This window comes from Streptococcus oralis subsp. dentisani, from assembly GCF_002096335.1.
In the GTDB taxonomy this organism is placed as follows: Bacteria; Bacillota; Bacilli; order Lactobacillales; family Streptococcaceae; genus Streptococcus; species Streptococcus oralis_Z.
This window is the reverse complement of sequence record NZ_NCUW01000030.1, coordinates 548,243-572,530: the sequence shown is the minus strand read 5'-3', so window position 1 is coordinate 572,530 and position 24,288 is coordinate 548,243. Positions and strand designations below refer to the sequence as shown.

Sequence of the window (24,288 nt, the reverse complement as noted above, 5' to 3'; positions counted from 1 at the left end):
TATACCTTGTTTTGTCTTTTTAAGTAGTTAAAACTGTTACAGTAGGTTATCAAGATATATTTTTTTGAAAACTTTTCAATAACTTAACTAAGTTCAATTCAGTTAAATTTATCTTATTTTCTTGGATATTATAATCAGGATTTTTTTGTCTCGCTTTTTTATAGTAATAATCGAAATCTTTTTCTGAGACTTCAAGTTGTTCTATTATCTTTTCTGGTGTGAATTTACTTTTTATTAAGCTGTGAGTCTTTTTCAGTTCTATTTTTGTATCATAAATTACGATACTGTCTTTAAATCTAGTTAAAGGATATTTTTCGAGACCAGGTATTGAAGAAAATACTTTCAGCAATTGGTACTTTAAAGTATTTTTGTATAGACAATGATAATAAATATTCTCGTGAGAATCTATTTTAAAACTTTCTAAATCAGGAGAGGGGACTAGACAATTACCTTGATCCAAATATATAGCCATACATTCGTCAATTGTAAGATGACGATATCGAAGTTGTACTAATTGCCAATCAATATTAGTCTGGTATTGATTTAAACTATAAGACATAGTTTTGAAACGATTTGCATCATCGTCGGTAAGTTTAATATAAAAATCGGGATTAGGATTATAAATAAAAAATCTTCCGTCTTCATTTTCAATGAAGAACCAATTTTTATAGTCTTTTAAAACATGAAAATACTGCTCTTTGATATTTAAGTCGGTATGATTAAACTTTTGAAACAACTTATTTATTAACTCAAAAGGAGCAGAGGAGTCTTTAGGAGTATTTATAGAGCCATTTCTAGCATATATTAATCCTTTTGGTAATGCAGTATCTTTCTTAGGCTTATAATCTTTTGTTAAAAATACAGGAACCTTATCTGTATCATGAATAATTAAGATGTCAATTTCTTTGTTGTCTATAGTTTCAGTTTGTATGCTAATTTTAATTTGATTATTTGTTGATATAAAGAGTTTATGTAGTAAATCTGTTAGATCTTCTTCATTTCTTCTATTATCATCATCATTGTGTACACCGATTATATCTAAAGTGATATTATCAATTCCAAAGATGATATAACAATCTTCGTGATGTGATGTATTGACAAAATTTAAGATATCACGCACCAATTCAGTTTTTGAATGATGCCATTTTTGTTTAAAATCATGAAACTCATCTTCGGGAGTATTCAATAGTAAATGTATTTGATCTAGACTCAGCATTTTTATTTCTCCAAATATTAGTTTACAGAAATTTTATCATAGAATCAGAGAAAGTCAATCATAACTATATTAGCTGTGATACCTTTTTCAAATCTTCCCTGTTATCCTAATATCATTCATAGAAAATCAATTTTTGATTCTCTATGGGGGTTTGGGGGCGAAGTCACCAAGCTATTTTATCGTTGGCTGTCAAAACTAGAAGGTTTTGATAGGCTGACGATATGATTTTTGGGATATTGTGGACACAATATCTGAGCTCGCAAAGACCGAACAAGAAGCGAGTGAGGACTTTAGGAAGCGTACTGACAATGTGAGGTAGACTTACACTGTCAGACAAGTAGAATGTTGAAGGGATATCAGAATGGGACAAGAAATTAAGTCAATCCGAAAGCAATTTAGAATCACGAGACAAGAAGAAAAACAGATAAAAGAAATGATGAGGGAACAAAAAATGGATAGTTTCTCAGAATTTCTTCGTCAGAATTTATTGAAAAAGAATTATCAGGATAGAATTTTTGAAAGTTGGTTATCTCTTTGGAACTCTCAGAAGTTAGAACAGATTAGTCGAGATGTACATGAGGTTTTGATTATTGCAAGAGAGAATCATCAAGTGACTCAAGAACACGTCTCAATCTTATTGACTTGTGTTCAAGAATTAATTGTAGAAGTCAATCAAGCTCAGCCACTCAGTCGTGAATTCTGTGAAAAGTATACGGGCTAGGAGACTGCTATGGTTTATCGCTATCGTACCAATCTCAAAAAAGTTTTTCTAACTGATTCTGAATTACATCAATTGAATGAGCGAATTGCGAAGAGCAATTGTCAAAATTTTTCAGTCTATGCTAGAAGAGTGTTATTGAATCCGAACATGTCCTTTGTCATAATTAACACCGACACATATGATCGGTTGGTTTTTGAATTGAGAAGGATTGGAAATAATATCAATCAAATTGCGCGTGCTGTTAATCAAAGCCATCTGATTTCCCAGGAACAATTACAAGACTTGAGTAAAGGAGTTGGAGAGTTAATTAAGGAAGTGGACAAAGAATTTCAAGTGGAAGTGAAAAGACTGAAGGAGTTTCATGGTAGTCACTAAGCATTTTGCGACTCACGGTAAAAAATATCGCAGACGTTTGATTAAGTATATCCTCGATCCAGATAAAACAGATAATCTAAAATTAGTATCTGATTTTGGCATGAGTAATTACTTAGACTTTCCTAGCCATGCAGAAATGGTAGAAATGTACAATGTTAACTTTACTAATAACGACAAGTTGTACGAATCCAGAAATGATCGACAAGAAAAACACCAGCAAACTATTCATGCTCATCACCTCATTCAATCATTTTCTCCTGAGGATAATTTAACACCGAAAGAAATCAATCGAATTGGTTACGAGACTATGATGGAATTGACAGGAGGTCGCTTTAAGTTTATCGTAGCAACTCATACAGACAAAGATCATATCCACAACCATATCCTAATCAATGCCATAGACAGTAATTCAGATAAAAAGTTAATATGGAATTATGCCTTGGAACGAAATCTCCGTATGATTTCAGACCGTATTTCTAAAATGGCAGGAGCGAAAATTATTGAGAAACGTTACTCGTACTGTGATTACCAAAAATATAGGCAGTCTAGTCATAAATTTGAATTGAAGCAACGCCTTTATTTTTTGATGCAGCAGTCGAAGTCCTTTAACGATTTTTTAGGAAAAGCAGAGCAATTACATGTTCAAATTGATCTTAGTCAGAAGCATAGTCGCTTCATAATAATGGATAGAGCAATGACAAAACCAATTCGAGGCCGTCAACTCAGCAAACGAGATTTATATGATGAAGACTTTTTTCGTACACATTTTGCCAAGCAAGAGATTGAAAGTCGATTAGAATTTCTGTTGCCCCTCGTTAATTCTTTAGAAGAGTTACTGACAAAAGCAAAAGAATTAAATCTAACCATTTATTTAAAACAAAAAAATGTAACCTTTATCTTGGAAGAAGATAGTCAAAAGATAAGTTTAGGTCATAAAAAAATAAGTGATAAGAAATTATATGATGTCAATTTTTTTCAAGATTATTTTAAAAATAAAGAAGTCAGCATTTCAGAAGGATTAGAGAATCTACCGGAACAATACCATGCTTTTCAAGAAGAACGAGATAAGGATAAGGTATCCACTGAAGAGATTGAAGAAGCCTTTGAGACATTTAAGGAAAAACGAGATGCCGTTCATGAATTTGAAGTGGAACTTGCAGAGCACCAAATAGAGAAGCTAGTTGATAAGGGCGTCTATATCAAGGTGTCTTTCGGTGTCAAACAGAGCGGTCTTATTTTCATTCCCAACTATCAATTAGATATTCTTGAAGAAGAGAATCAGACAAAATATAAAGTCTATATCCGTGAGACAACCTCATACTTTGTCTATAACAAAGAGCATTCGGATAAGAATCAGTATATAAAAGGACGAACCTTGATTAGACAGCTAACCAACGATAGTCGAGTAATACCATATAGAAGACCTACAGTTAAGAGTCTACAGGAAAAGATAACTGAGATTAACCTCTTCATTGAATTAACTGAAGCAGATAAGAAATACCAAGACATTAAAGACGAGTTAGTCAAAGAAATAGCAGAGATTGATATAAAACTAAATCAAATCAATGAAAAAATTGCCACCTTAAACAAGATGGCGGAAGTGCTTATCAATTTGAAGAGTGAAGAACTTAGTGGTCGAAAATTAGCGAGATATGAATTTTCAAAATTGAACTTAACAGAATCAGCATCATTAGAAAAAGTAAATCACGAAATACTCATATCGCAAGAGGAGCTAGAGCATTATCTTTATGAGTACGAGGGACTTGCTAGAAGATTGGAAGAATTTGTAAAAATGTTAAATATTACTACTAATAAGGCTAATCCAAAATTTCAAGAGAATATTTTGATTGACTAATCTCTATAATTAACATATTGGCATAAAAATATTTGAAAACTAAAGGCTAGACTGGCATACAAATAGTGACAAGAGCACCGTTCTCAAAATTACTCAAATTTACCTGTCCTCCATGAATTTTCACTATCCGCTTAACAAATGCTAAACCAATTCCGAAATGACTTCCTTGCTCTGAATTTGTTGCCTGTTTGTCTTGATAGAATAGTGACCCGTATTTCTCGAGTAAATTCTCCGAAAATGAAGAATCACTATTCCATATGGAAATGTAAAATTTATTATCTATTAATTTGTAGTCTACTCTTATTACTGGATAATTGCTTTTTGAATGGTCCATCGCATTATTGATAATATTTAGGATAGCTCGTAGGAATAAATTTAGATTAAGTGTTAAATAGATAGGGGTTGGTAGGTTGTTTGAAAATTGAGTATTAGTCTTTTTATCAGTAATTAGCTTAATCTCTTGTTCAAATAATTCAAGTAAGTAATCCGAAGATAAACTCTCCCAATAAGAGTTCGATGACAGCGTTAGCTACTTTACTGCTATTTCCGATATTAGTTATACCCTATATTGAACGTGTACTTCCTGGGGCTTTACCATACATTTATTATGAAACTATTTCTGAAAGTTTTAAAATATCAGCAATATCTGCTAGTCATATCATATTATTATTGTGGAATTTGATTTTACTACTATTAATATATTTGAAAGTCAAAAAGAGGTTGAAAAATGAATAGTCAAAAACATTCAGAAGTCACGTTCGGGGAATTTTTAAAATTATTAAAACCGTATAAAATAGCTATTGTTCCTATGATGACTTATCTATTTTTCTTTATTCTACTAATGTTAAAGAAATTCTAAAGTCTATTTGTAGAATCAAGTGTAACATAGTATTTAATCCTTTCAAGCTGTTTGAGTCAACTCAAGCAGCTTTTTCGAGTACTTATACCCATGAATTCTTCTAGGCTTTCATTAAATATTTTTGTATGCTTATGAGAAGTGCTTAATAAATTAATTTTAGTTCAAAATGTCCAATTTGGACACTTTGAATGATTTCTTAGTTTTATATATTATACTTTTCTCAGGAGAAAGCTAGATGTACAGACGTTTGAGAGATTTGAGGGAAGATCACGATTTGACCCAAAAACAAGTAGCTAAAACACTTTCGTTTACAGACTCAGCTTATGCTAAAATTGAACGAGGTGAGCATACGTTAACAGCAGATGTATTAGTAACTCTCTCAAACTTTTACGATGTCAGTACAGACTACCTATTGGGATTGACAGATTTTCCTGATAAAATTCGCTTTAGAAAATAATCTCCTCAATTTCATAGAGTGTGAAAATGAGGAGATTTTTTATTTGTTCTTTGACAATTGAATAGTCCAAAATGGTACTTTCCTCATTTGTGGAGCAGATTTGCATGGCTCGCCATGATAAGAGCGATTTTAAAACCATCAATAAAATAGAGCGATACTTTATATGCCATGATACAAATGATATACAATGATACTTCTGACCGTTCAGGCTGCCACCGTAAAAGAGCAGTAAGTGAAATTCTTATGATGACTTCATCAGTCATGCCATGGAGGTAAAATATCTAAGAAAGGAAGTAATAAAATCATGGAAACAGTAAACTATAAAGATTTAGTAGCGATTGGTTTTCCAGAGCACACATCGAGGAATATTATTAGACAAGCAAAAAAGATTGCTGTAAAAAAGTTTGAAGAAGCTAGAAAAAATGATAAGAATGCGGTACAATTAGGATGTTCACCTTTCGATAATAAAAGGTTAGGCATTGCTCCTAAAAATATTGTAGAAAATTTAATTGGTATTTCTTTTTCAGATATAGAAGGTGAGAAAAATGGTTATATCAAAGACAAAGAAATATAAAGGTGTATACAAAGATTCAAAAGGAAAAATTTATTTTCAAGTTGAATTAGGAGTTGATCCAATAACTGGGAAAAGAATTCAGAGGAAAGGAAGGAAAAATCAGCAGGGCTTACCGTTTAGTTCTTTTAAAGAAGCATACGATGAAATAGTTCGTTTAAAACATGAATTTGCGAACTCTACTATTAATAATAGTTTTCTAACTTTTAGAGAGTTTATGGAAGAGATTTATTTAAAATATTATCAACAAAAAGTTCAATTTGTAACTTATCAGACTGCTTTACCACATCATCAGTTATTTATTAAACAATTTGGTAGTAAAAAATTATCAGATATTAGTACTATTGACTGTGAAAGATTTCGCTTAGCTATTATAGACAAGTATTCTAGTAACTATGCTAAAAATATGTGGTCTAGATTTAAAGCATGTCTGGGTTATGCAGAAAGATTGGGTTATATTGATAGAGTTCCTTTTAAAGGATTAGATAATCCTAGAGGAATGCACCCTGATACAAAATTTTGGACATTTGATGAATTTAAGAAGGTAATAAACTCTTTTGATATTAGTGAGTATGAGGGACTTCATAATTACATGACGATCTGGTTATATTTTATGACTGGTTTAAGAGTAAGTGAGGGTATTGCTCTTAAATGGGAAGATATTGATTTTGAACGTAAATGGATTCATGTTCATTCGACAATTGAGAAAGATAAAAACGGTGTATGGTATGCTAAACAACAAACAAAGACAGTAGCAGGGAATCGTAAAATTGATTTAGATGATTTTACGATTATAATACTTAAAAAATGGCGAGAAGTTCAAATCAAGAATGATGATAAAGATTATGTAATATCACGTTTTGGTGAGCCCTTGTGTAAGTCTACAATCTCTAGAATAATAAAAAGGCATGCTAGGGTTACTGGTGTACCAGAAATTACGGGGAAGGGGTTAAGACATAGTCACGCATCCTACCTTATAAATGTATTGCATAAGGATACCTTATATGTTTCATATCGATTAGGACATGTTGATAAGTCAACCACGTTGAATACATATAGTCACTGGTATTATTCAGGTGATTCAACAATTTCAGAAGAGATCACAAACAGTTTAGATAATCTTGGATTATCAATTTACCTACCAAATTCCTGCCAAAGTTGAAACTTGAGGAATTAACCCACTAATACTGGGAGAAAATAGGATTTGCAAATTGTTACTCTTAAATAATAAGAGTAGGCAATTTGATTGCGGAAGCCTAGTAAATTAAGGTTTTAGAATTGCTTAGAGCGATTAATAATCGGAGGAATGATTTCATTCCCCACCAAAACCCCACCAAGATTAAATCTTGGTGGGGTTTTATTTTTTGTAAAAAATCATGGTATAATAAAGAAAAAAAGAATATTTGGGTAAGGGTACCCTTAGTGTATTACATAGTAATACACTAACACCATCAGTCATCCCTTACCTTTGAGGAGAAAGGTAACTAAGATGACTTTTGATAACCTAGTACATCGGATTAATGAGCTTGCTGAAACGCAACGTGATAGAGGAACATACTTTGAGTATTTAGCACGTGCCTATTTTCAAAATGAACCAACATACCAAAATGAGTTTAAGAATGTATGGATGCTAGCAGATGTTCCAGAGGAATTTGGAGTACCTAAAGTTGATCTTGGAGTAGATTTAGTTGCTGAAAAATTTACTGGTGAATTAGTAGCGATTCAGGCAAAATTCTATAAACATACTATCCAAAAATCTAATATTGATTCTTTTTTAGGGGAGCTTGGAAAAGACTATTACGAATCAGGTATTATCGTTGCTTCTACTGATAGATGGGGCAAAAATGCTGAGAAAGCTCTGGCAGACCGAAGCGATGTTATTCGTATTGGGCTTTCAGATCTTAGAAATTCTCAAATTGATTGGACAAAATTCTCTTTTGAATCACCAGAAGTAGTAACTGTAAAAGCTAAAAAGGGATTAAGATACTATCAAAAGAATGCTATTGACTCTGCATTGAATCATTTTAGAAAAAATGATCGTGGACAGCTAATCATGGCTCCAGGAACAGGCAAGACTTTTACAAGTTTAAAAATTGCTGAAGCAATGGCGAGAGAAGCTTCTAAGGAACAATACACTATTCTTTATCTGGTACCTAGTATTCAACTACTTACGCAAACCTTGAGAGGGTGGAATAATGATACGGAAATGACAATGTCTTCTATGGCAGTTACTAGTGATAGAAATGCTAGTCGTGGCAGTGTCAAGCAAGACGAGTCCAATATAACAATTAAAGCTAGTGATATTGGTTATCCGGCTACAACTTCATCAAAAAAAGTTGTTGAAAATTATTTAGAATTAATGGATAGACCTAAAAAAGAGCTGTTAGTTGTATTCGGAACATATCAGTCAATTGATGTTCTTGGTGAAGCACAAAAGGATGGTTTCCCAGAGTTTGATTTAATTATCGCTGATGAAGCTCACCGTACTACAGGTGCAAAAGCTCTTGGTGATGAAGCATCAGCGTTTACAAAAGTACATAGTGATCTAAATGTAAAGGGGACAAAACGCCTTTACCAAACAGCAACACCGAAATTATATGGTACTGATGCTAAGAAAAAAGCAGAAGAAAATTCAATCATTATTTCTAGTATGGATGATGAAAGCCTATATGGTAGTGTGTTCTATCGTTTAGGTTTTGGAGATGCTATTAGTCATGACATTCTTACTGATTATAAACTGATGGTTTTGGCAGTTGATGAAACAGTTGTTCAGAAAGACATGCAAAAATCTCTTGCTGATTCAGAGAATGGGCTGAATATTGATGATGTGGGGCGTATCATTGGTGTTTGGAATGGAATGATTAAGCGAGAAAGTTTTTCGGACAAAGTTTCTGGAGAACCAATGAAAAGAGCTATAGCCTTCTCACGAACCATTGAAGATAGCAAGCGCCTATCACAACAGTTTGAGAATGTTGTTAATGACTATCTAAATAGTGATGAAGGTTATTCTGTAAATGTTCGTCACGTAGATGGTAGTATGAATGCTCTTGAAAAAAATGAAGCATTAGATTGGTTAGCAAGTGATGATATACCAGAAGATTCCGCACGTATTTTATCAAATGTTCGCTTCCTGACAGAAGGAATTGATGTTCCTAACCTAGATGCTATTATTTTCCTGTCTCCTCGAAAATCCCAAGTGGATATTGTTCAGGCTGTCGGTCGAATCATTCGTAAATTTGAAGGTAAAGATTATGGCTACATTATTTTACCTATTGTAGTTCCTGAGGGGGCAACGCCAGAATCAATTTTAGACAATAATAAAACATACGATGTTATCTGGCAGGTGTTAAACGCACTACGTTCAGTAGATGAACGTTTTGAAGCTACAGTTAATAAATTGGAATTAAATAAACAAAAACCCAAAAATATCCAAGTTATTGGGGTTGGTGGTGCACCAGACGATCCTAATTTCAATGATAGTTATGTGAAAGAGCCAATAGTTGCTTACCAAACAGAACTTGAACTTGAATGGGAAGCTGTCGAAGGGGCAATCTATGGTAAAATTGTCCAAAAGGTCGGTGATAGACGTTATCTAGAGGATTGGTCTAAAGATGTAGCTGATATTGCGAGACGTCACATTCAAGGAATTGAGTTCATCTTAGAACAAAATTCTGATAGTAAATCTGCTTTTGAAAAATTTCTTCAAAGCCTTCAACACAATATCAATGAATCAATTGACCAAAGTCAAGCGATTGAGATGTTAGCGCAACACTTAATCACTTTACCAATTTTTGATGCACTTTTTGGAGAATACAGTTTTGTTAAGAACAATCCAGTAAGTTCTGCGATGGAACAAATTGTAGAAGAATTATCACAATTTGGTTTTGAAAAAGAGCAGAAAGAGTTACAACCATTTTATGATTCAGTTCGTTTACGTGCAGAGGGGATTGATAACGCCCAAGCTAAGCAGAAAATCATTATTACTCTATATGATAAATTCTTTTCTACAGGATTCAAATCAACCACAGAAAGATTAGGTATCGTCTTTACTCCTGTAGAAGTTGTAGATTTTATTGTCAAATCAGTCGATGTAGTCTTGAGAAAGCACTTTAGTAAGACTTTAGCGAGTGAAAATGTTCATATTTTGGATCCATTTACTGGAACTGGAACATTTATCACTAGAACATTGCATTACTTGAAATCACTGATGGATAGTGGTGAAATCACCTTTGATGACATTCTAAGAAAATATACACAAGAATTGCATGCTAATGAAATTGTTCTTCTAAGTTATTACATTGCTGCCATTAATATTGAAGCTGTATTTGATGAAATTAATGGTGATGAACCGTATGCACCATTCGAAGGAATTGTCTTAACGGATACTTTTGAATCAACAGAAACAGAAGATACGCTTGATGACTCCTTCTTTGGTACTAATGACAAACGTTTAAAACGCCAGCAGGAAAAACCAATTACTGCTATCATTGGTAATCCACCTTATTCTATTGGACAAAACAGTCAAAATGACAATAACCAAAATATCTCGTATCCAAAATTAGATAAACGCTTAGCAGAGACCTATGTAGCTAAATCTAATGCAGGTCTCACAAAAGGATTATATGATTCTTATATCAAGGCTTTTCGTTGGGCATCAGATCGCCTTAAAAATCAAGGAGTGATTGGATTTGTAACGAATGGAAACTATCTCAATACGAATTCTGCTGATGGTTTACGTGCTGGACTTTACGAAGAATTTAATCATCTTTATATTTTTAATCTCCGTGGTGACCAGAGAACACTAGGAGAACAATCCCGAAAAGAAGGCGGGAAAATCTTTGGTTCGGGTAGTCGTACTCCTGTAGCAATTTCAATTCTAGTAAAAGATGGCTCAGATAGTCATGAACTTCACTATCATGACATTGGTGATTACCTGTCACAAAAGGATAAGTTGAAAATTATCGAAGACTTCACTGATATATCATCCATTGATTGGTCAACTATTCTACCAGACGAAAATAATGATTGGCTCAATCAGAGAGATCCGAATTATCAGAAATATGATAATCTAGCTGGAGAGATTAATTCTGTCTTTAACAGCAATGCAGTTGGTATTAGTACAGCGAGAGATTTGTGGGTATACAATTTTTCAAAACAGAAAACAAAAGAAAATGCTGAAAGATTAATTAATAACTATAATTTAGAAGTAGATAGAACAGAAATCATAGCTCCTGAAAACCGGAAGTCGATACTGAATAGAAATGATAACTTTATTAAGTGGTCAGTTAAATTAGAAGATTCAATCTTAAAGTCAAAAAGAATACAATTCTCGAAGGATAATATAATCGAATCAATGTACCGACCTTTCACAAAAAAATACTTGTATTATAGTAGCGATGTTATTGAAAGGCCTGGACAGTGGCATAGAAAATTCGGGAAAAATAATCTAGTTATTATGACAACTGGAAAGGGTATATCTCGTCCCTTTTCTACTTTAATAACTAATTTAATGCCTAATCTACATACAATGGATACAGGACAACATTTTATGCGTTTTGACAACGAAGTTGATGAAACGTCATTGTTCCAAAACAATGATAATATGAATCAAGCGTTTTCTGATAAGCTGGGATTGAATTTGGATGACACTTTTGCCTATGTTTATGGGTTGCTCAACTCTAAAGAATATCAAGAGAAGTATGCTAATGATTTGAAGAAAGACTTAGCTCGAATTCCCATTGTTAAGAATAAAGAAAAGTATGTTGAAGTTGGTCAGAAATTGATTAACTTGCATCTTAACTATGAAGAAGTTCCTGTCTATGATGGAGTTGAAATTACGACAGCAGGGAATCCAAGTTACAAAGTAACCAAGATGAGATTCGCTAAAAAGCGTGATGAAAAAGGAAAATCTGTAAATGATCTATCTACAATCATATTTAACAGCGACATCACCGTCAGTAATATTCCTGAAAAAGCGTATGAATATGTTGTAAATGGGCGCTCTGCTATTGAATGGATTATAGATCAGTATCAAGTCAAAATTGATAAAAAATCTGGAATTACTGATGATCCAAATGAGTATAGTGATGATGAAAAGTACATCTTCAATTTACTTTTGAGAATCATCAATGTATCTATCCAAACTGTTGATTTAATCAATAGTTTGCCTAAATTTGAGGTGGAGGAGTAAAATGATACAGGATATTTTTGTTAATCTGATTGTTGCATTTATTACTTTTCTTGCCTCAACTATTTTTCATAATAGATTAAGATTAAAAATATACTATCAATCACTTATTCGATGGAATAAAAATATAAGATTGAGCTGTGCTTATCTTTTTCGAATAAGATATAATAACAAATACCTGTTAATAAGGGGAAATCGAATAGACCAATATCAGCCAATTGGAGGTGTTTATAAATACTACGATTCATTTAATGGACTGAAGGAAAATCTAGAATTAAAAGATGAATCTGAAAGTCATTTTTATGAAAATGGTGATTTAAGACTAGTAACAACAGGCAAACATCTTGTAAAATTTCTTGACTGGTTTGATACGAAAAAGAATAGAGAAATCACGGTCATTAGGGAACTTATTGAAGAATTGGAACCATCAGGTATATCTATTGAAAATCTGATAAAACAATCACAGGTTGAATATCTAAAGACTGTTAAAGAACCTATCACGTTCTCAACTCACTTTCAAATGGACGAACTAAAAATCTTTGAAATTTTTGAAGTGAAAATACCAAAGGAAATACTGGATGATGTGTTAAAAAGTGAACATTATCTCCCTGTTAAAGCTGAATATATATAGAAGTTTTGCTTTACTAAAGATGGACTTTCTAAAAAAATTTCTGCCACTGCTAGGTATATAGTTTAGGAGGAATGTAATTTGGTAGATATTGTTATCCCAAAAGAGATAAAAAGCCTCATTGAGGAGTTAGATGTTTCAGATTCTAAATATGAAAAAGCTACTCAGAGATATAATTCAATCGCCGACTATATCAAAAATTCAGAACTTAGTTCTTATAGACCTGATATATATTTACAGGGTTCATTTAAATTGGGGACGGCAATCAAACCTCTAACAGAAGATGGAGTTTACGATATAGATATAGTTTGTAACTTTACAGGTTTGAGAAGAGAAGGACAGTCTCAATTTTCTTTAAAATATAACTTAGGAAAAATTGTAAAAAGCTATGCTAAATCACAATCGATGTCTAACGACCCAGAGGAAAGTAAGCGATGTTGGACATTAAAATATGTTGATGAGAACAATTTTCATATAGATATTTTACCGTCAGTACCCTTAAATGAAAAGGATGACGGGTATATAGCTATCACAGATAAAAGTAATAATAACTATTATGAAGTATCTACTGATTGGGAAACAAGTAATCCTAAAGGATATGCTAAGTGGTTTAGAGATGTCTCAAAATTTTCTATATATCAAGAAGAAGTTGCTAAGAGATTTTATGCTTCCATTGAAAAAATTCCCGAATATAAGGTTAAAACACCATTGCAAAGGATTGTACAGATTCTGAAAAGACACGCTGAGGTTTGTTTTGCAGATGATATTGAGCATAAGCCAAGCTCTATCATCATTACTACTTTAGCAGCAAAACAGTACCAGTCAGCGAGTTCGTATAACAGTGACTTTTTGGATATTATGAACTATGTTATAGAACATTTGAAAGATGGAATAGAAATAAGAAATGGAAAGCCTTGTGTTCATAATCCTGTAAATGAGGAAGAAGTTCTTTCAAGCAAGTGGGATAAAGATAGCAGTTATTTTGAATTCTTTAAAATTTGGTTACAACAATTAGAATCAGATTTTAATGTCAGAAATCATAATTTATCTTATTCTGATAAAATTCAATATCTCAGGAGAAGTTTATTTAGAGATTGTGAAAATCAACTACCAATCACCAGTGTAAGTTTAATACCACACCACCAGAAGTCAAAATGGCTAAATCTTTCAAAAGAAGAAGTCTCAATTAAGGCAAAGTATTTGCATTCTGGATTTAGGTGGAAGGAAATTAAAAGCGGTACGATATTAAATAAACATGGAGAGTTGAGATTTGAAGTACAAGCTAAAAGATTAAAAGATTACGAAATATGGTGGCAAGTTACTAACACAGGTAAAGAAGCTGAAAATGCGAATTGTTTAAGAGGTGATTTTTATAGTTCAGAATTAATTGAGGGGAAGAAAGTTAGAAAAGAGAGTACTCGTTATGCAGGACGTCATTATGTTGAAGCATATCTAGTAAAAAATGGCATATGTTATGGGAAAAGCTCACCGTTTGAGGTTAATATCGCTGATGATTTTTCACTTGATTTTCTAAGATAGAGGAGGATTTTCGAATGATGATTTATTTTTATATTGTCCTTATTTTACAGGGTTCACCTTCTAATTTCTCTATATTTTAATTAACTAGTCTAGGAAAATACTCGATTCAATCAAGAATAAATTGTTACATCTTGATAGTGATAACTTGGTTATGGAGTTGTTTGGCCTGACTGAGGCAGAAAACTAAGGTATAAGAGGGAGGTAATAGTGTTTAATTTTGAGACTGAGTTAGTTGAGTCTATTTCTAAGCGTTGTACGGATTTAAGAAGTAATAGTAGCTTTAGGTAAGACGATATTGCAGATAAATCAGCAATCAGCAAAATTGAAAATATGAAATATAATGAGGGAGATAATTTCATAACTCATACAGTTCTAGAGGCTTACGAAATAACTTTTAATATAAGTAAGGAGGAGATTATTTTCGGGTCAGAATCAGAGTTTGAGGAATTGTTACTAGGGTTCTTTAGTAACATGTTTAGGCTTGTATCTAGAAGAAATTTAGATGTTGACATGCACAGATATAAAAATGTACTGCTCCCAAAAAGTTAGACACATCATTTAAGTAAAGGATTTAGTTCTGTATTTCATGGGGCTAAGTTCTTTTATATTGATCTCAATTTGCATATTTGAATTTATCTATAAAGGAGTAATAGATTTTTAGTGCATATCCTTTTATAAATTTTCGTTTATTTAGTTGATATTATTCATCGATAAAGAAGCGATTATGGAGTATCAAATTTTGTAATGTTATTTAGCGTCGGAGAGTTAGAAAATAATGGTAATACGTGCTATTTTATGCTACAATGGGTATCGTGGTATATATTAGATAAATAAGGAATAGAGGGAGCAAAATGAGACTTAGAAAAACATTGTTCGGTCGTTATCGTGCAAAGGAAGTCGACGATTGTATCGAATCCTTGGAAGAGGGATTTTATAGTGAAATTCAGAAAAAAAATGAAAAGATCGAATCTTTGCGTAAAAAAATTGACTCCATGAGGGATAAGGAAAAAGAGATAGGTGAAGCCATTGTTTATGCAAAATCACTTGTCATTTCAGCTCATAAAAGTGCGGAGCAAGAAGCCAAGGAAGTTTTAGAAAAAGCACAAAAGGATTATCTGGACATACGCGAATCTATTCTGGAAGAGATTGATATCTTGACAAAAAAACGTCTAGAGGCTGAAAGACTCTATCATTTACAAAAGGAAAAGATAAAGGAACTTCTAAATCAGGTTGATGACTTTTTAGAAGACGAAAATCTAGATAAAGAAATCGATGCTACAACTCTGTTTGAAGCTCCTTTGGATGACGAAGAGCAACAAGAAGAGCAGGAAGAATTAGACTTGTTTGCGGGTGAGGAAGAGAAGGTAAAGGATTCCCTACCTCAAATAGAAGTTGTAAAGATTGAAAACATTGTTGCAAAGACTGGTTCAGAAAGTCCAGTCCCTGTTAATTACTTTATTTCTTCTGAGAAGGAACTAACTAGAGAAGAGAACAACAAAGAAGAGCAACAAGAGGAAAATACTAAGCATCTTTCAAGAGTCGAAGACGATATCTTTTTGTAAGAGGAATATGATTTATGACAATTTATAACATCAATTTGGGAATTGGCTGGGCGAGCAGTGGAGTGGAGTATGCGCAAATCTATCGAGCAAAATTATTCCGCAGTGTGGGCTTAGATGCAAAATTTATCTTTATGGATTTTATTTCAGCTGATAATATTGAGCATCTGACTAAAAATATCGGATTTAAAGATTCTGAAGTCATCTGGCTTTATCAGTATTTCACTGATGTTGAAATTGCTCCTACGACCTACACTCTAGCTCATGTTTTAGCTGGTTTTGATAGAGAGCCACTAGAGATTATCCGTAACCCTGAAAATAAAACTTTCCGAGTTATGTTTGGAGACAATGATTTTGTGACTTGTTATGCTAGCGATATGGATAATGAGCTAATTGAGCGAGCAGAAATTGTTTCACGGGGTTGTCTAATTCAAAAGGAATATTATACTTACGTCAAGAACTTTGTTGAGTATTATAGTCCTGTAGATGGTCGTGCTCGACTTTACCAACGAACCTGGCTTAATGAAGACGGTAGTGTAGCTTATGAAGAGATTATAGATGAGGTGAACGGCAAGCAGGAGACGCAAATCTATCGTTTTCCAAATCATGTTTTCTACTCCAAGCAGGAATTTGTTGCCCATTTCATGAGAAGTTTAGAGTTGACTGACAAAGACTTATTGATTTTGGATAGGGAGACAGATATTGGGCAGCCAATTTTTGCTAATAAAGGGAAGGCTAAATTAGCTGTTATCGTTCATGCTGACCACTTCAGTGAAAATCCTGCAGAAAAAGACTATATCTTGTGGAATAACTATTACGAGTATCAGTTTGAACATGCTGACGAGGTAGATTACATTATCAATTCGACGGATGCTCAGACAAGACTTCTCACAGAGCAGTTTGCACAGTATACCAATATTAAACCAAAGGAAATATGGACTATTCCTGTGGGGAGTTTGGATAAGCTACGTCTACCAGAGGGGGAGAGGAAGCCTTTTGGTTTGATAACAGCTTCTCGATTAGCAAGTGAAAAACACATTGATTGGCTGATTCGCTCTGTGGTGAAGGCGCATGAACATTTGCCAGAGCTCACTTTTGACATCTATGGTACTGGCGGTGAGGAGGCTATGCTTCGGGATTTGATTGAAGAATTGGAGGCAGGAGATTACATCCGTCTGATGGGCCATCATCATCTAACAGATGTTTATAAGAACTATTCAGCTTATTTGACTGCATCCACGAGTGAAGGATTTGGCCTGACCTTGCTAGAAGCAGTAGGGTCTGGTCTGCCTATTATTGGATTTGATGTACGTTATGGCAATCCAACATTTATCCGTGATGGTGAAAATGGTTATCTAATTCCTGAGGCTCGTCCAGATGACTTGGAGGCTATGACGACAGAGTATGCAGAGAAGATTATTCAGCTATTTATTCAGCACTCTCAAGAAGATTTGTCTCGAGTATCTTATGAGGTAGCTAAACCTTATCTTGATGAGCATATCGCTCAACGTTGGTCTGATCTTGTCCAATCTGCTCAGACAAACTAAGTAGGGTTCAGAAAGAAAGGTATAAAAACTATGATTTGTTTGTTTGAACGCTATGATCAGGCAAGTTTTGATTTGTTACGTTCACTAAAAACAGCAGGGCTAGATTGTCCCGTTGTTGTTGTCCAAGACGATGGTTATCTTGCTCCAGATGTTGAGTCTCCTTATAGTTATTTCACAGGAGATTTAGAGACACCAGAAAGTCGACCTCTTTATTTTAATCTAGTTCCAAAACCTCACTTGTGGGAAATTCGCTCTAGTAATGTGAATGGTGAAATTCTAGACATGGGTAAGAAACGTGCTAATATTTTTTATCGTCAACCAACTCATGAAAGACGCGTTCGGGCTGTCGAATGGTTGGATTCAGAGGGGCAAGTTCGAGTAGCAGATATTTACAATCGTAAAGGACGACTTTTTGCGCAGATAACTTATGATAAGACACAACGTCCGACCCATACTCGCTATTTTGACCAAAGCAATATCGTTGTGATTATGGAAAATCATTTGACGGGAGATATCATCCTTACATGGGAAGGAAAACGGCATATTTTTAAATCCAAACAAGAATTTATTATCTTTTACCTCCAATACCGTGGGTACGATACAGATCGAATTATTTATAATTCGCTATCGACTCCTTTCTTGGTGGCCTATTCGCTTCCGCCTAAAAATGGTCGTGCAGAAGATGTTCTTTTCTGGCAAGAGCCTATTGGAGAAGAGTTACCAGGTAATATGGTAGCGGCTATGAAGCTAACGAATCGAAACGTTCGTATTGCTGTTCAAGATAAGCAGGCTTATGAGAAAATTCAAAACTTGGTGGCTCCTGAAGAAAAAAACTATTTCCACAATCTTGGATATATCTATGCTTATCAACGCCTTAATAACATGAATCCGGAAGCCTTGATTTTGACTAATAGTGATCAGCTTGAGCAGATTGAAGAACTTGTGACTAAGCTACCAAATGTTCATTTTCATATTGGAGCGATTACAGAAATGTCCAGTCATTTAATGGGACTAAATCGTTTTGCAAATGTTTCGCTTTATCCAAATATCCGCCCAGCTAGAGTTGCTGAGCTTTTTGAGAAATGTGATTTGTATTTAGATATCAATATCAGCGATGAAATCCTTAATGCTTGTCGCACAGCCTTTGAGAACAATATGTTGATTCTCAGCTTCACAAACACTTGTCATAGCCATCGATTTATTGCAGATAGTCACATTTATTCGCCAGAAAATGTTTCAGGCATGGTGGATAAGATTCAAAGTGTCCTTGCCCACTCATCAGAGATGGAAGCAGCACTTGCTAGACAGAAACAGGCTGCTAATCAGGCTAGTTTGGAGCAATATAGAGCTATCTTTTAATTGTAAGATACCTTATATTGGCTGAAAAATGGATTTTAGAGAGGATGATGGTCCTCTCTTTTTTGTTCGAAGAAACGGGAAGGGTTTAGGATTATTTTATTTGAAAGACTTTATAAATGGATGAGAAAGCAGGTACTATTGTTTTGGGACATACGAAAATTCCTCGCATAACTACTAGGGAAATGATTTTCTAGTAGCTATACGAGGAGTAGGATGATGAGATTTGAGGATTATGTCAGCAAGATTAACTCTACAATCATAGCGATATAGAGGACTAAGGTTAGGAGAAAACCTGCTCTCCAGAAGAATTTGATAAATCTAGGGTAGTAAAAACTTCTTTTTTTGAGGAGGAAAAAGAGAACTAGGAGGATTGCTAGGAGAGAAAGTGCGACACCAAGTCGCGGTAGAAAGTTGTGGGTAAAGGCTTTAGCAGTGATAAGGTAGTACTCGAATACTAAAAGTGGAAAAGCTAAATCCGCGAAATTAAATCCTAATTTCCTAAGTCCGAACAGTTTGGTGACAATAAAACAAACCACTAAGGTTAATATCAATAATAAAATAGATGCTATTTTCATTAAAATCATACCCATATTGTATCATAAAAAATCACTAAAGGAAATGAGAAACAGAGGATTTTATGGCAAAGGCAGGCTTTTGAGATTGTTAGTGTTTTTTGTTATAATGAAAGTTATGAAATCTTATAATACCTTGAATGATTATTATCGAAAACTCTTTGGAGAAAAGACTTTTAAAGTTCCTATTGATGCGGGGTTTGACTGTCCTAATCGCGATGGAACTGTGGCGCATGGAGGCTGTACCTTTTGTACGGTTTCGGGTTCTGGAGATGCCATTGTAGCACCAGATGCCCCGATCCGTGAGCAATTTTATAAGGAAATTGACTTTATGCACCGCAAGTGGCCAGATGTGCAGAAGTATCTGGTTTATTTTCAAAACTTTACCAATACTCATGAAAAAGTGGAAGTGATTCGGGAGCGTTATGAACAAGCTATCAACGAGCCAGGTGTAGTAGGAATCAATATCGGAACGCGCCCAGACTGCTTGCCTGATGAAACCATTGAATATTTGGCTGAGTTATCGGATCGCATGCATGTGACGGTAGAATTAGGCTTACAGACTACTTTTGAAGCAACCTCTGACCTGATTAACCGTGCTCATTCCTACGAATTATATGTGGAAACGGTCAAACGTTTGAGAAAGTATCCCAAGATTGAGATTGTTTCCCATCTAATCAACGGACTACCTGGGGAAACCCATGAGATGATGGTCGAAAATGTCCGCCGCTGTGTCACGGATAATGATATTCAAGGAATTAAACTGCACTTGCTCCACCTTATGACTAATACACGTATGCAACGAGATTATCACGAAGGACGCTTGCAACTGATGAGTCAAGACGAATATGTCAAGGTCATTTGTGACCAATTGGAAATCATTCCCAAGCACATCGTCATCCATCGAATCACAGGAGATGCGCCTAGAGATATGTTGATTGGTCCCATGTGGAGCCTCAATAAATGGGAAGTGCTAAATGCTATTGAAACTGAAATGAGACGCCGCGGTAGTGTTCAAGGATGCAAGGCTGTAAAACAGGAGTTTGAAAATGAAAAGACCACTTGAGATGGCACATGATTTTTTGGCTGAAGTCGTGACAAAAGAGGATATCGTAGTGGATGCGACCATGGGTAATGGACACGATACGCTTTTTTTAGCCAAGCTAGCTAAGCAAGTCTATGCCTTTGATATACAGGAGCAGGCTTTTGAGAAAACCCAAGAGCGTTTAAATGATGCGGGTTTAGAGAATGTCCAGTTGATTTTGCAAGGACATGAGACACTTGATCAGTTTGTGACAGAAGCCAAGGCAGGGATTTTTAATCTGGGTTATTTGCCTTCTGCTGACAAATCCGTCATCACCCAACCTCAGACTACTATCGAAGCCTTAGAAAAGCTGTGTCATTTGCTTGCCAAGGGGGGACGGATTGCTATCATGATCTACTATGGTCATGAAGGAGGAGACACCGAGAGGGATGCTGTATTGGATTTTGTTAGCCTGTTGAACCAACAAGAGTATACAGCTGCCATTTATCGGACTCTCAACCAAGTTAATAATCCACCGTTTTTAGTTATGATTGAGAAATTAGAAAGATATAGACATGGATAAACAATACCTTCGTGAGAAGCTTGAGGCTATGCGCCAAAATTTTGTCGAGTCAACGCAGCATGAGCGAGCGGTTGGAGTACTTGACGAAGCACATATGAGCAAGAAAATGCTTAAAATCAAGAAAAAATTAGTGGCTCTTGAAATGGAACGGTGCCAGAAAAAAATTGAGCATAAAGACTGCTCAAAGATTGATCAAAAAATTCAAGAGCAAAAGGAGATTTTTGATTCTTGTTGTAAAAAAGATTAAGGAGGAATGGTGTGGAATTACTCATATACTTGATTCTATTTTTATTTGTCTTAATCATTTCAACCACGACCAATAAACTTCTACCTTTTTTGCCCCTTCCTCTTGTGCAAATCCTTTTGGGGATTGGAATTGGCTTATTTGTCCCCAATACGGACTTTCATCTCAATACAGAGCTGTTTCTGGCCATGGTTATTGGTCCCTTACTTTTTCGGGAGGCAGAAGAAGCGGACATTACATCCATTTTGAAGCACTGGCGGATTGTCGTCTTCCTGATTTTTCCTGTGATTTTTATCTCGACCTTAAGCTTAGGGGGCATAGCTCATTTCCTTTGGCTTACTCTTCCTTTGGCGGCCTGTTTAGCAGTTGGAGCGGCACTTGGACCGACGGATTTGGTAGCCTTTGCTTCTCTGTCTGAGCGTTTTAGCTTCCCAAAACGGGTATCCAATATCCTAAAAGGGGAAGGACTCTTAAATGACGCTTCTGGCCTGGTTGCCTTTCAGATGGCTCTTGCTGCTTGGACAACAGGAACTTTTTCTCTCAGCCAAGCAGGAACTTCCCTAGCAATTTCTATCCTTGGTGGTTTTGTAGTCGGTTTTGTGACAGCTATGGTCAATCGTTTCTTGCATACATTTTTACTGAGTGTGCGAGCGATAGATATAGCCAGTGAACTCTTGCTAGAGTTAAGTTTGCCTCTTATGACCTTCTTTATTGCCGAAGAAATCCATGTTTCAGGGATTATCGCAGTTGTAGTTGCAGGGATTTTGAAGGCTAGTCGTTTCAAAAAAATTACGCTTCTAGAGGCCCAGGTGGACACCGTGACAGAGACTGTCTGGCACACCATGACCTTTATGCTAAACGGATCTGTCTTTGTTATCTTGGGAATGGAATTAGAGTTGATTGCGGAGCCGATTCTGTCTAATTCTCTCTACAATCCCTTTCTTTTACTGCTTTCAGTTGTGGTACTGACCTTCATGCTCTTTGCGATCCGCTTTGTCATGATTGCTGGTTTTTACTTTGTGAGAACACATCGACTCAAGAAAAAAATCCATAAGTACATGAAAGATATGCTTCTTTTGACCTTCTCTGGTGTCAAAGGGACAGTATCTATCGCGACGATTCTCCTCATACCAAGTCATTTGGAGCAGGAATATCCTCTGTTGCTCTTCCTAGTAGCAGGCGTTACACTATTGAGCTTTTTAACAGGTTTACTGGTTCTCCCCTACTTATCTGAGGAACAAGAGGAAAGTAAGGATCATTTGATGCATATTGCGATTTTGAATGATGTAGCTGCAGAATTAGAAAAAGAACTAGACCATCACAAGAACAAACTCCCTCTTTATGCAGCTATTGATAACTATCATGGTCGGATTGAAAACCTCATCCTTAGTATGGAAAATAAGGGAGTCCAAGAGGACTGGGAGTCCCTCAAACTTCTTATCTTGAGCATTGAGAGTGATGGCTTGGAGCAAGCCTACGAGGAAAATAGAATCAGTGAGCGTGGCTATCGAGTTTACCAACGTTACCTAAAAAACATGGAGCAGAGTATCAATCGTAATTTCGCTTCTAGAGTTACGTATTACTTCTTAGTTTCTTTACGGATACTGCGCTTTCTACTCCATGAAATGTTTACATTTGGTAAGACTTTTCGTAGTTGGATGAATGAAGAATCTCGAAAACTGTTAGCAGTTGACTATGATCAGATTTCAGAGTTGTATTTGGAAAATACAGAGCTGATTATCGAGAGTTTGGAAAACCTCAAAGGGGTTTACAAGAGTTCTCTGATTAGCTTTATGCAAGAGTCTCGTCTACGCGAGACGGCCATTATCGGAAGTGGTGCTTTTGTTGAGCGGGTTATCAATCGCATCAAGCCAAACAATATCGATGAAATGCTACGAGGCTACTATCTCGAACGTAAGGCAATCTTTGAATACGAAGAAGCTAAACTGATAACAGCCAAGTATGCCAAAAAATTACGCCAAAATGTTAATAATTTAGAGAATTATTCTCTGAAAGAGACCGCAAATACCTTGCCTTATGATATGGTAGATTTAATCAGAAGAACTTAGACGATGAAGAAAATGACGGAGGATGGAACATGAAAAAGTGGTGGAAAGAGCTGATGGAACGGCCCATATTGAAAGCTTTTTTGTATTATTATCAAGCATCTGATAGTGAGTTAACCAGTGTTGCGGTTGCTTACTATTGGTTGATTTCAATCTTTCCTTTGATAATGATAATGGTCAATATCTTGCCTTATTTTCAGATTCCGGTCTCAAATTTCTTACTAACGATTAAAGAATTTCTACCTGATACAGTGTATGATGTGGTCGCCAAGATTGTCCGAGAAGTTCTGACTCAACCCTCAACAGGCTTATTGAGCTTTGCAGTTTTGTCAGCTCTATGGACCTTCTCAAAATCAATGGATTTCCTCCAAAAGGCCTTTAACAAAGCTTATGGAGTGACCAAGAGTCGAGGAATTATCTCCCATCAGTTGATGAGTTTACTTGTTAGTTTCGGCCTGCAGATTCTTTTTGCCCTAGCCTTGTTTTTGAGTATGTTTGGTCGTATGTTGCTTAACCTTTTCAAAACTTACTGGCAATCAGATAGTCCGCTACTCTCCTACCTGCAAGATTTTACAGGCCCTCTGGTCTATGCCTTGATCTTTGCCATTCTAGTCATGATTTACTATTTTCTTCCCAAAGTAAAAGCACCACGAATCCGCTATGTTTTACCAGGAAGTGTCTTTGTCTTGCTAACTCTTATCTTTTTATTGAATATCTTTTCTGTTTATGTCAATAGTTATGTCAATCATCTAGTTGACGTCCGATTTTTCAGTTCCATTATCGTGGTAGTCATGATGTTCTGGTTTATTCTCATTGCTAAAATTTTGATTATCGGGGCAGTTATCAATGCCAGTGTGCAGAGCTTAAAAGATCCAACCTTTAAAAAAGACTAATTCTTTATCCATTACAAAACGCATACTATCAAA

General features: G+C 35.2%; 20 protein-coding genes. 17 read left to right on the top strand and 3 right to left on the bottom strand.

Annotated features, from left to right (window positions below; translation table 11 throughout):
• Positions 1 to 49: 49 nt before the first annotated feature.
• Complete coding sequence (locus tag B7709_RS09325; RefSeq protein ID WP_084972550.1) at positions 50 to 1,216, bottom strand: ATP-binding protein; 1,167 nt, start codon at positions 1,214 to 1,216, stop codon at positions 50 to 52.
• A 361-nt stretch (positions 1,217 to 1,577) separates the two neighbouring features.
• Here B7709_RS09325 and B7709_RS09315 point away from each other — a divergent pair, with 361 nt between their 5' ends.
• Genes B7709_RS09315 through B7709_RS09305 form a run of 3 tightly spaced genes read left to right on the top strand, consistent with a single transcriptional unit; the run spans position 1,578 to position 4,167 of the window.
• Positions 1,578 to 1,937: an SAG1252 family conjugative relaxosome accessory protein gene (locus B7709_RS09315; RefSeq protein ID WP_084972549.1), complete on the top strand. Its 360-nt coding sequence runs from the start codon at positions 1,578 to 1,580 to the stop codon at positions 1,935 to 1,937.
• A gap of 9 nt (positions 1,938 to 1,946) precedes the next feature.
• The gene (locus B7709_RS09310; protein WP_084972548.1) at positions 1,947 to 2,312 is read left to right on the top strand and encodes a MobC family plasmid mobilization relaxosome protein; all 366 of its coding nucleotides are present in this window, start codon (positions 1,947 to 1,949) and stop codon (positions 2,310 to 2,312) included.
• The gene (locus B7709_RS09305; RefSeq protein ID WP_084972547.1) at positions 2,299 to 4,167 is read left to right on the top strand and encodes an SAG1250 family conjugative relaxase; all 1,869 of its coding nucleotides are present in this window, start codon (positions 2,299 to 2,301) and stop codon (positions 4,165 to 4,167) included. Before B7709_RS09310 ends, B7709_RS09305 begins: the two co-directional genes overlap by 14 nt.
• Positions 4,168 to 4,213: 46 nt before the next feature.
• Here the strand turns inward: B7709_RS09305 and B7709_RS10275 are convergent, their stop codons facing one another.
• Positions 4,214 to 4,525 (bottom strand): ATP-binding protein, encoded by a 312-nt coding sequence (locus B7709_RS10275; RefSeq protein WP_257367071.1) that lies wholly within the window; start codon positions 4,523 to 4,525, stop codon positions 4,214 to 4,216.
• A 736-nt stretch (positions 4,526 to 5,261) separates the two neighbouring features.
• Between B7709_RS10275 and B7709_RS09290 the strand changes: the two genes are divergently transcribed.
• The 9 genes from B7709_RS09290 to gtfB all read left to right on the top strand — a co-directional run bounded on the left by B7709_RS09290 (position 5,262) and on the right by gtfB (position 18,873).
• Positions 5,262 to 5,483: a helix-turn-helix domain-containing protein gene (locus B7709_RS09290; RefSeq protein WP_084972546.1), complete on the top strand. Its 222-nt coding sequence runs from the start codon at positions 5,262 to 5,264 to the stop codon at positions 5,481 to 5,483.
• A gap of 304 nt (positions 5,484 to 5,787) precedes the next feature.
• On the top strand, positions 5,788 to 6,057 hold the full coding sequence (locus tag B7709_RS09280) for a DUF3173 family protein (protein ID WP_000450956.1): 270 nt from the start codon (positions 5,788 to 5,790) through the stop codon (positions 6,055 to 6,057).
• Positions 6,029 to 7,216, top strand: a complete 1,188-nt coding sequence (locus tag B7709_RS09275; RefSeq protein ID WP_084972545.1) for a tyrosine-type recombinase/integrase — start codon at positions 6,029 to 6,031, stop codon at positions 7,214 to 7,216. The genes B7709_RS09280 and B7709_RS09275 overlap by 29 nt, the downstream gene beginning before the upstream one ends.
• A gap of 327 nt (positions 7,217 to 7,543) precedes the next feature.
• Positions 7,544 to 12,244 carry a DEAD/DEAH box helicase gene (locus B7709_RS09270; RefSeq protein ID WP_084972544.1) on the top strand — a complete coding sequence of 1,567 codons (4,701 nt, stop codon included), beginning with the start codon at positions 7,544 to 7,546 and terminating at the stop codon, positions 12,242 to 12,244.
• Between the two features lies 1 nt (position 12,245).
• A complete protein-coding gene (locus B7709_RS09265) occupies positions 12,246 to 12,872 on the top strand; it encodes an SMODS-associated NUDIX domain-containing protein (RefSeq protein ID WP_239822503.1) in 627 nt (208 codons plus the stop codon).
• A 78-nt stretch (positions 12,873 to 12,950) separates the two neighbouring features.
• Positions 12,951 to 14,408 (top strand): nucleotidyltransferase, encoded by a 1,458-nt coding sequence (locus B7709_RS09260; protein WP_084972543.1) that lies wholly within the window; start codon positions 12,951 to 12,953, stop codon positions 14,406 to 14,408.
• Positions 14,409 to 15,259: 851 nt separating this feature from the next.
• Complete coding sequence (locus B7709_RS09250; RefSeq protein WP_084972541.1) at positions 15,260 to 15,970, top strand: hypothetical protein; 711 nt, start codon at positions 15,260 to 15,262, stop codon at positions 15,968 to 15,970.
• 14 nt (positions 15,971 to 15,984) lie between these two features.
• Positions 15,985 to 17,514, top strand: coding sequence for an accessory Sec system glycosyltransferase GtfA (gene gtfA, locus B7709_RS09245; RefSeq protein WP_084972540.1), 1,530 nt, complete (start codon positions 15,985 to 15,987; stop codon positions 17,512 to 17,514).
• A 30-nt stretch (positions 17,515 to 17,544) separates the two neighbouring features.
• Entirely contained in the window at positions 17,545 to 18,873 is a 1,329-nt protein-coding gene (gene gtfB, locus B7709_RS09240) for an accessory Sec system glycosylation chaperone GtfB (protein WP_084972539.1), read from the top strand.
• A gap of 230 nt (positions 18,874 to 19,103) precedes the next feature.
• Here gtfB and B7709_RS09235 read toward each other — a convergent pair whose 3' ends face one another.
• Positions 19,104 to 19,463 (bottom strand): DUF3397 family protein, encoded by a 360-nt coding sequence (locus tag B7709_RS09235; protein WP_084972538.1) that lies wholly within the window; start codon positions 19,461 to 19,463, stop codon positions 19,104 to 19,106.
• A gap of 91 nt (positions 19,464 to 19,554) precedes the next feature.
• Between B7709_RS09235 and mnmL the strand changes: the two genes are divergently transcribed.
• Genes mnmL through B7709_RS09210 form a run of 5 tightly spaced genes read left to right on the top strand, consistent with a single transcriptional unit; the run spans position 19,555 to position 24,255 of the window.
• Complete coding sequence (mnmL, locus tag B7709_RS09230; RefSeq protein WP_084972537.1) at positions 19,555 to 20,511, top strand: tRNA modification radical SAM protein MnmL/YtqA; 957 nt, start codon at positions 19,555 to 19,557, stop codon at positions 20,509 to 20,511.
• Positions 20,495 to 21,052: a tRNA 5-(aminomethyl)-2-thiouridylate-methyltransferase MnmM gene (gene mnmM, locus B7709_RS09225; protein WP_084972536.1), complete on the top strand. Its 558-nt coding sequence runs from the start codon at positions 20,495 to 20,497 to the stop codon at positions 21,050 to 21,052. The genes mnmL and mnmM overlap by 17 nt, the downstream gene beginning before the upstream one ends.
• Complete coding sequence (locus B7709_RS09220) at positions 21,045 to 21,299, top strand: hypothetical protein (RefSeq protein WP_084972535.1); 255 nt, start codon at positions 21,045 to 21,047, stop codon at positions 21,297 to 21,299. The genes mnmM and B7709_RS09220 overlap by 8 nt, the downstream gene beginning before the upstream one ends.
• 11 nt (positions 21,300 to 21,310) lie before the next feature.
• Positions 21,311 to 23,365, top strand: a complete 2,055-nt coding sequence (locus B7709_RS09215) for a cation:proton antiporter (protein ID WP_084972534.1) — start codon at positions 21,311 to 21,313, stop codon at positions 23,363 to 23,365.
• Between the two features lie 29 nt (positions 23,366 to 23,394).
• A complete protein-coding gene (locus B7709_RS09210; protein WP_084972533.1) occupies positions 23,395 to 24,255 on the top strand; it encodes a YihY/virulence factor BrkB family protein in 861 nt (286 codons plus the stop codon).
• Positions 24,256 to 24,288: the final 33 nt, after the last annotated feature.

Coding starts and splice junctions, on each gene's coding strand:
- B7709_RS09325 (WP_084972550.1), bottom strand. CDS start 1,216: ATGCTGAGTCTAGATCAAATACATTTACTATTGAATACTCCCGAAGAT.
- B7709_RS09315 (WP_084972549.1), top strand. CDS start 1,578: ATGGGACAAGAAATTAAGTCAATCCGAAAGCAATTTAGAATCACGAGA.
- B7709_RS09310 (WP_084972548.1), top strand. CDS start 1,947: ATGGTTTATCGCTATCGTACCAATCTCAAAAAAGTTTTTCTAACTGAT.
- B7709_RS09305 (WP_084972547.1), top strand. CDS start 2,299: ATGGTAGTCACTAAGCATTTTGCGACTCACGGTAAAAAATATCGCAGA.
- B7709_RS09290 (WP_084972546.1), top strand. CDS start 5,262: ATGTACAGACGTTTGAGAGATTTGAGGGAAGATCACGATTTGACCCAA.
- B7709_RS09280 (WP_000450956.1), top strand. CDS start 5,788: ATGGAAACAGTAAACTATAAAGATTTAGTAGCGATTGGTTTTCCAGAG.
- B7709_RS09275 (WP_084972545.1), top strand. CDS start 6,029: ATGGTTATATCAAAGACAAAGAAATATAAAGGTGTATACAAAGATTCA.
- B7709_RS09270 (WP_084972544.1), top strand. CDS start 7,544: ATGACTTTTGATAACCTAGTACATCGGATTAATGAGCTTGCTGAAACG.
- B7709_RS09265 (WP_239822503.1), top strand. CDS start 12,246: ATGATACAGGATATTTTTGTTAATCTGATTGTTGCATTTATTACTTTT.
- B7709_RS09250 (WP_084972541.1), top strand. CDS start 15,260: ATGAGACTTAGAAAAACATTGTTCGGTCGTTATCGTGCAAAGGAAGTC.
- gtfA (WP_084972540.1), top strand. CDS start 15,985: ATGACAATTTATAACATCAATTTGGGAATTGGCTGGGCGAGCAGTGGA.
- gtfB (WP_084972539.1), top strand. CDS start 17,545: ATGATTTGTTTGTTTGAACGCTATGATCAGGCAAGTTTTGATTTGTTA.
- B7709_RS09235 (WP_084972538.1), bottom strand. CDS start 19,463: ATGGGTATGATTTTAATGAAAATAGCATCTATTTTATTATTGATATTA.
- mnmL (WP_084972537.1), top strand. CDS start 19,555: ATGAAAGTTATGAAATCTTATAATACCTTGAATGATTATTATCGAAAA.
- mnmM (WP_084972536.1), top strand. CDS start 20,495: ATGAAAAGACCACTTGAGATGGCACATGATTTTTTGGCTGAAGTCGTG.
- B7709_RS09220 (WP_084972535.1), top strand. CDS start 21,045: ATGGATAAACAATACCTTCGTGAGAAGCTTGAGGCTATGCGCCAAAAT.
- B7709_RS09210 (WP_084972533.1), top strand. CDS start 23,395: ATGAAAAAGTGGTGGAAAGAGCTGATGGAACGGCCCATATTGAAAGCT.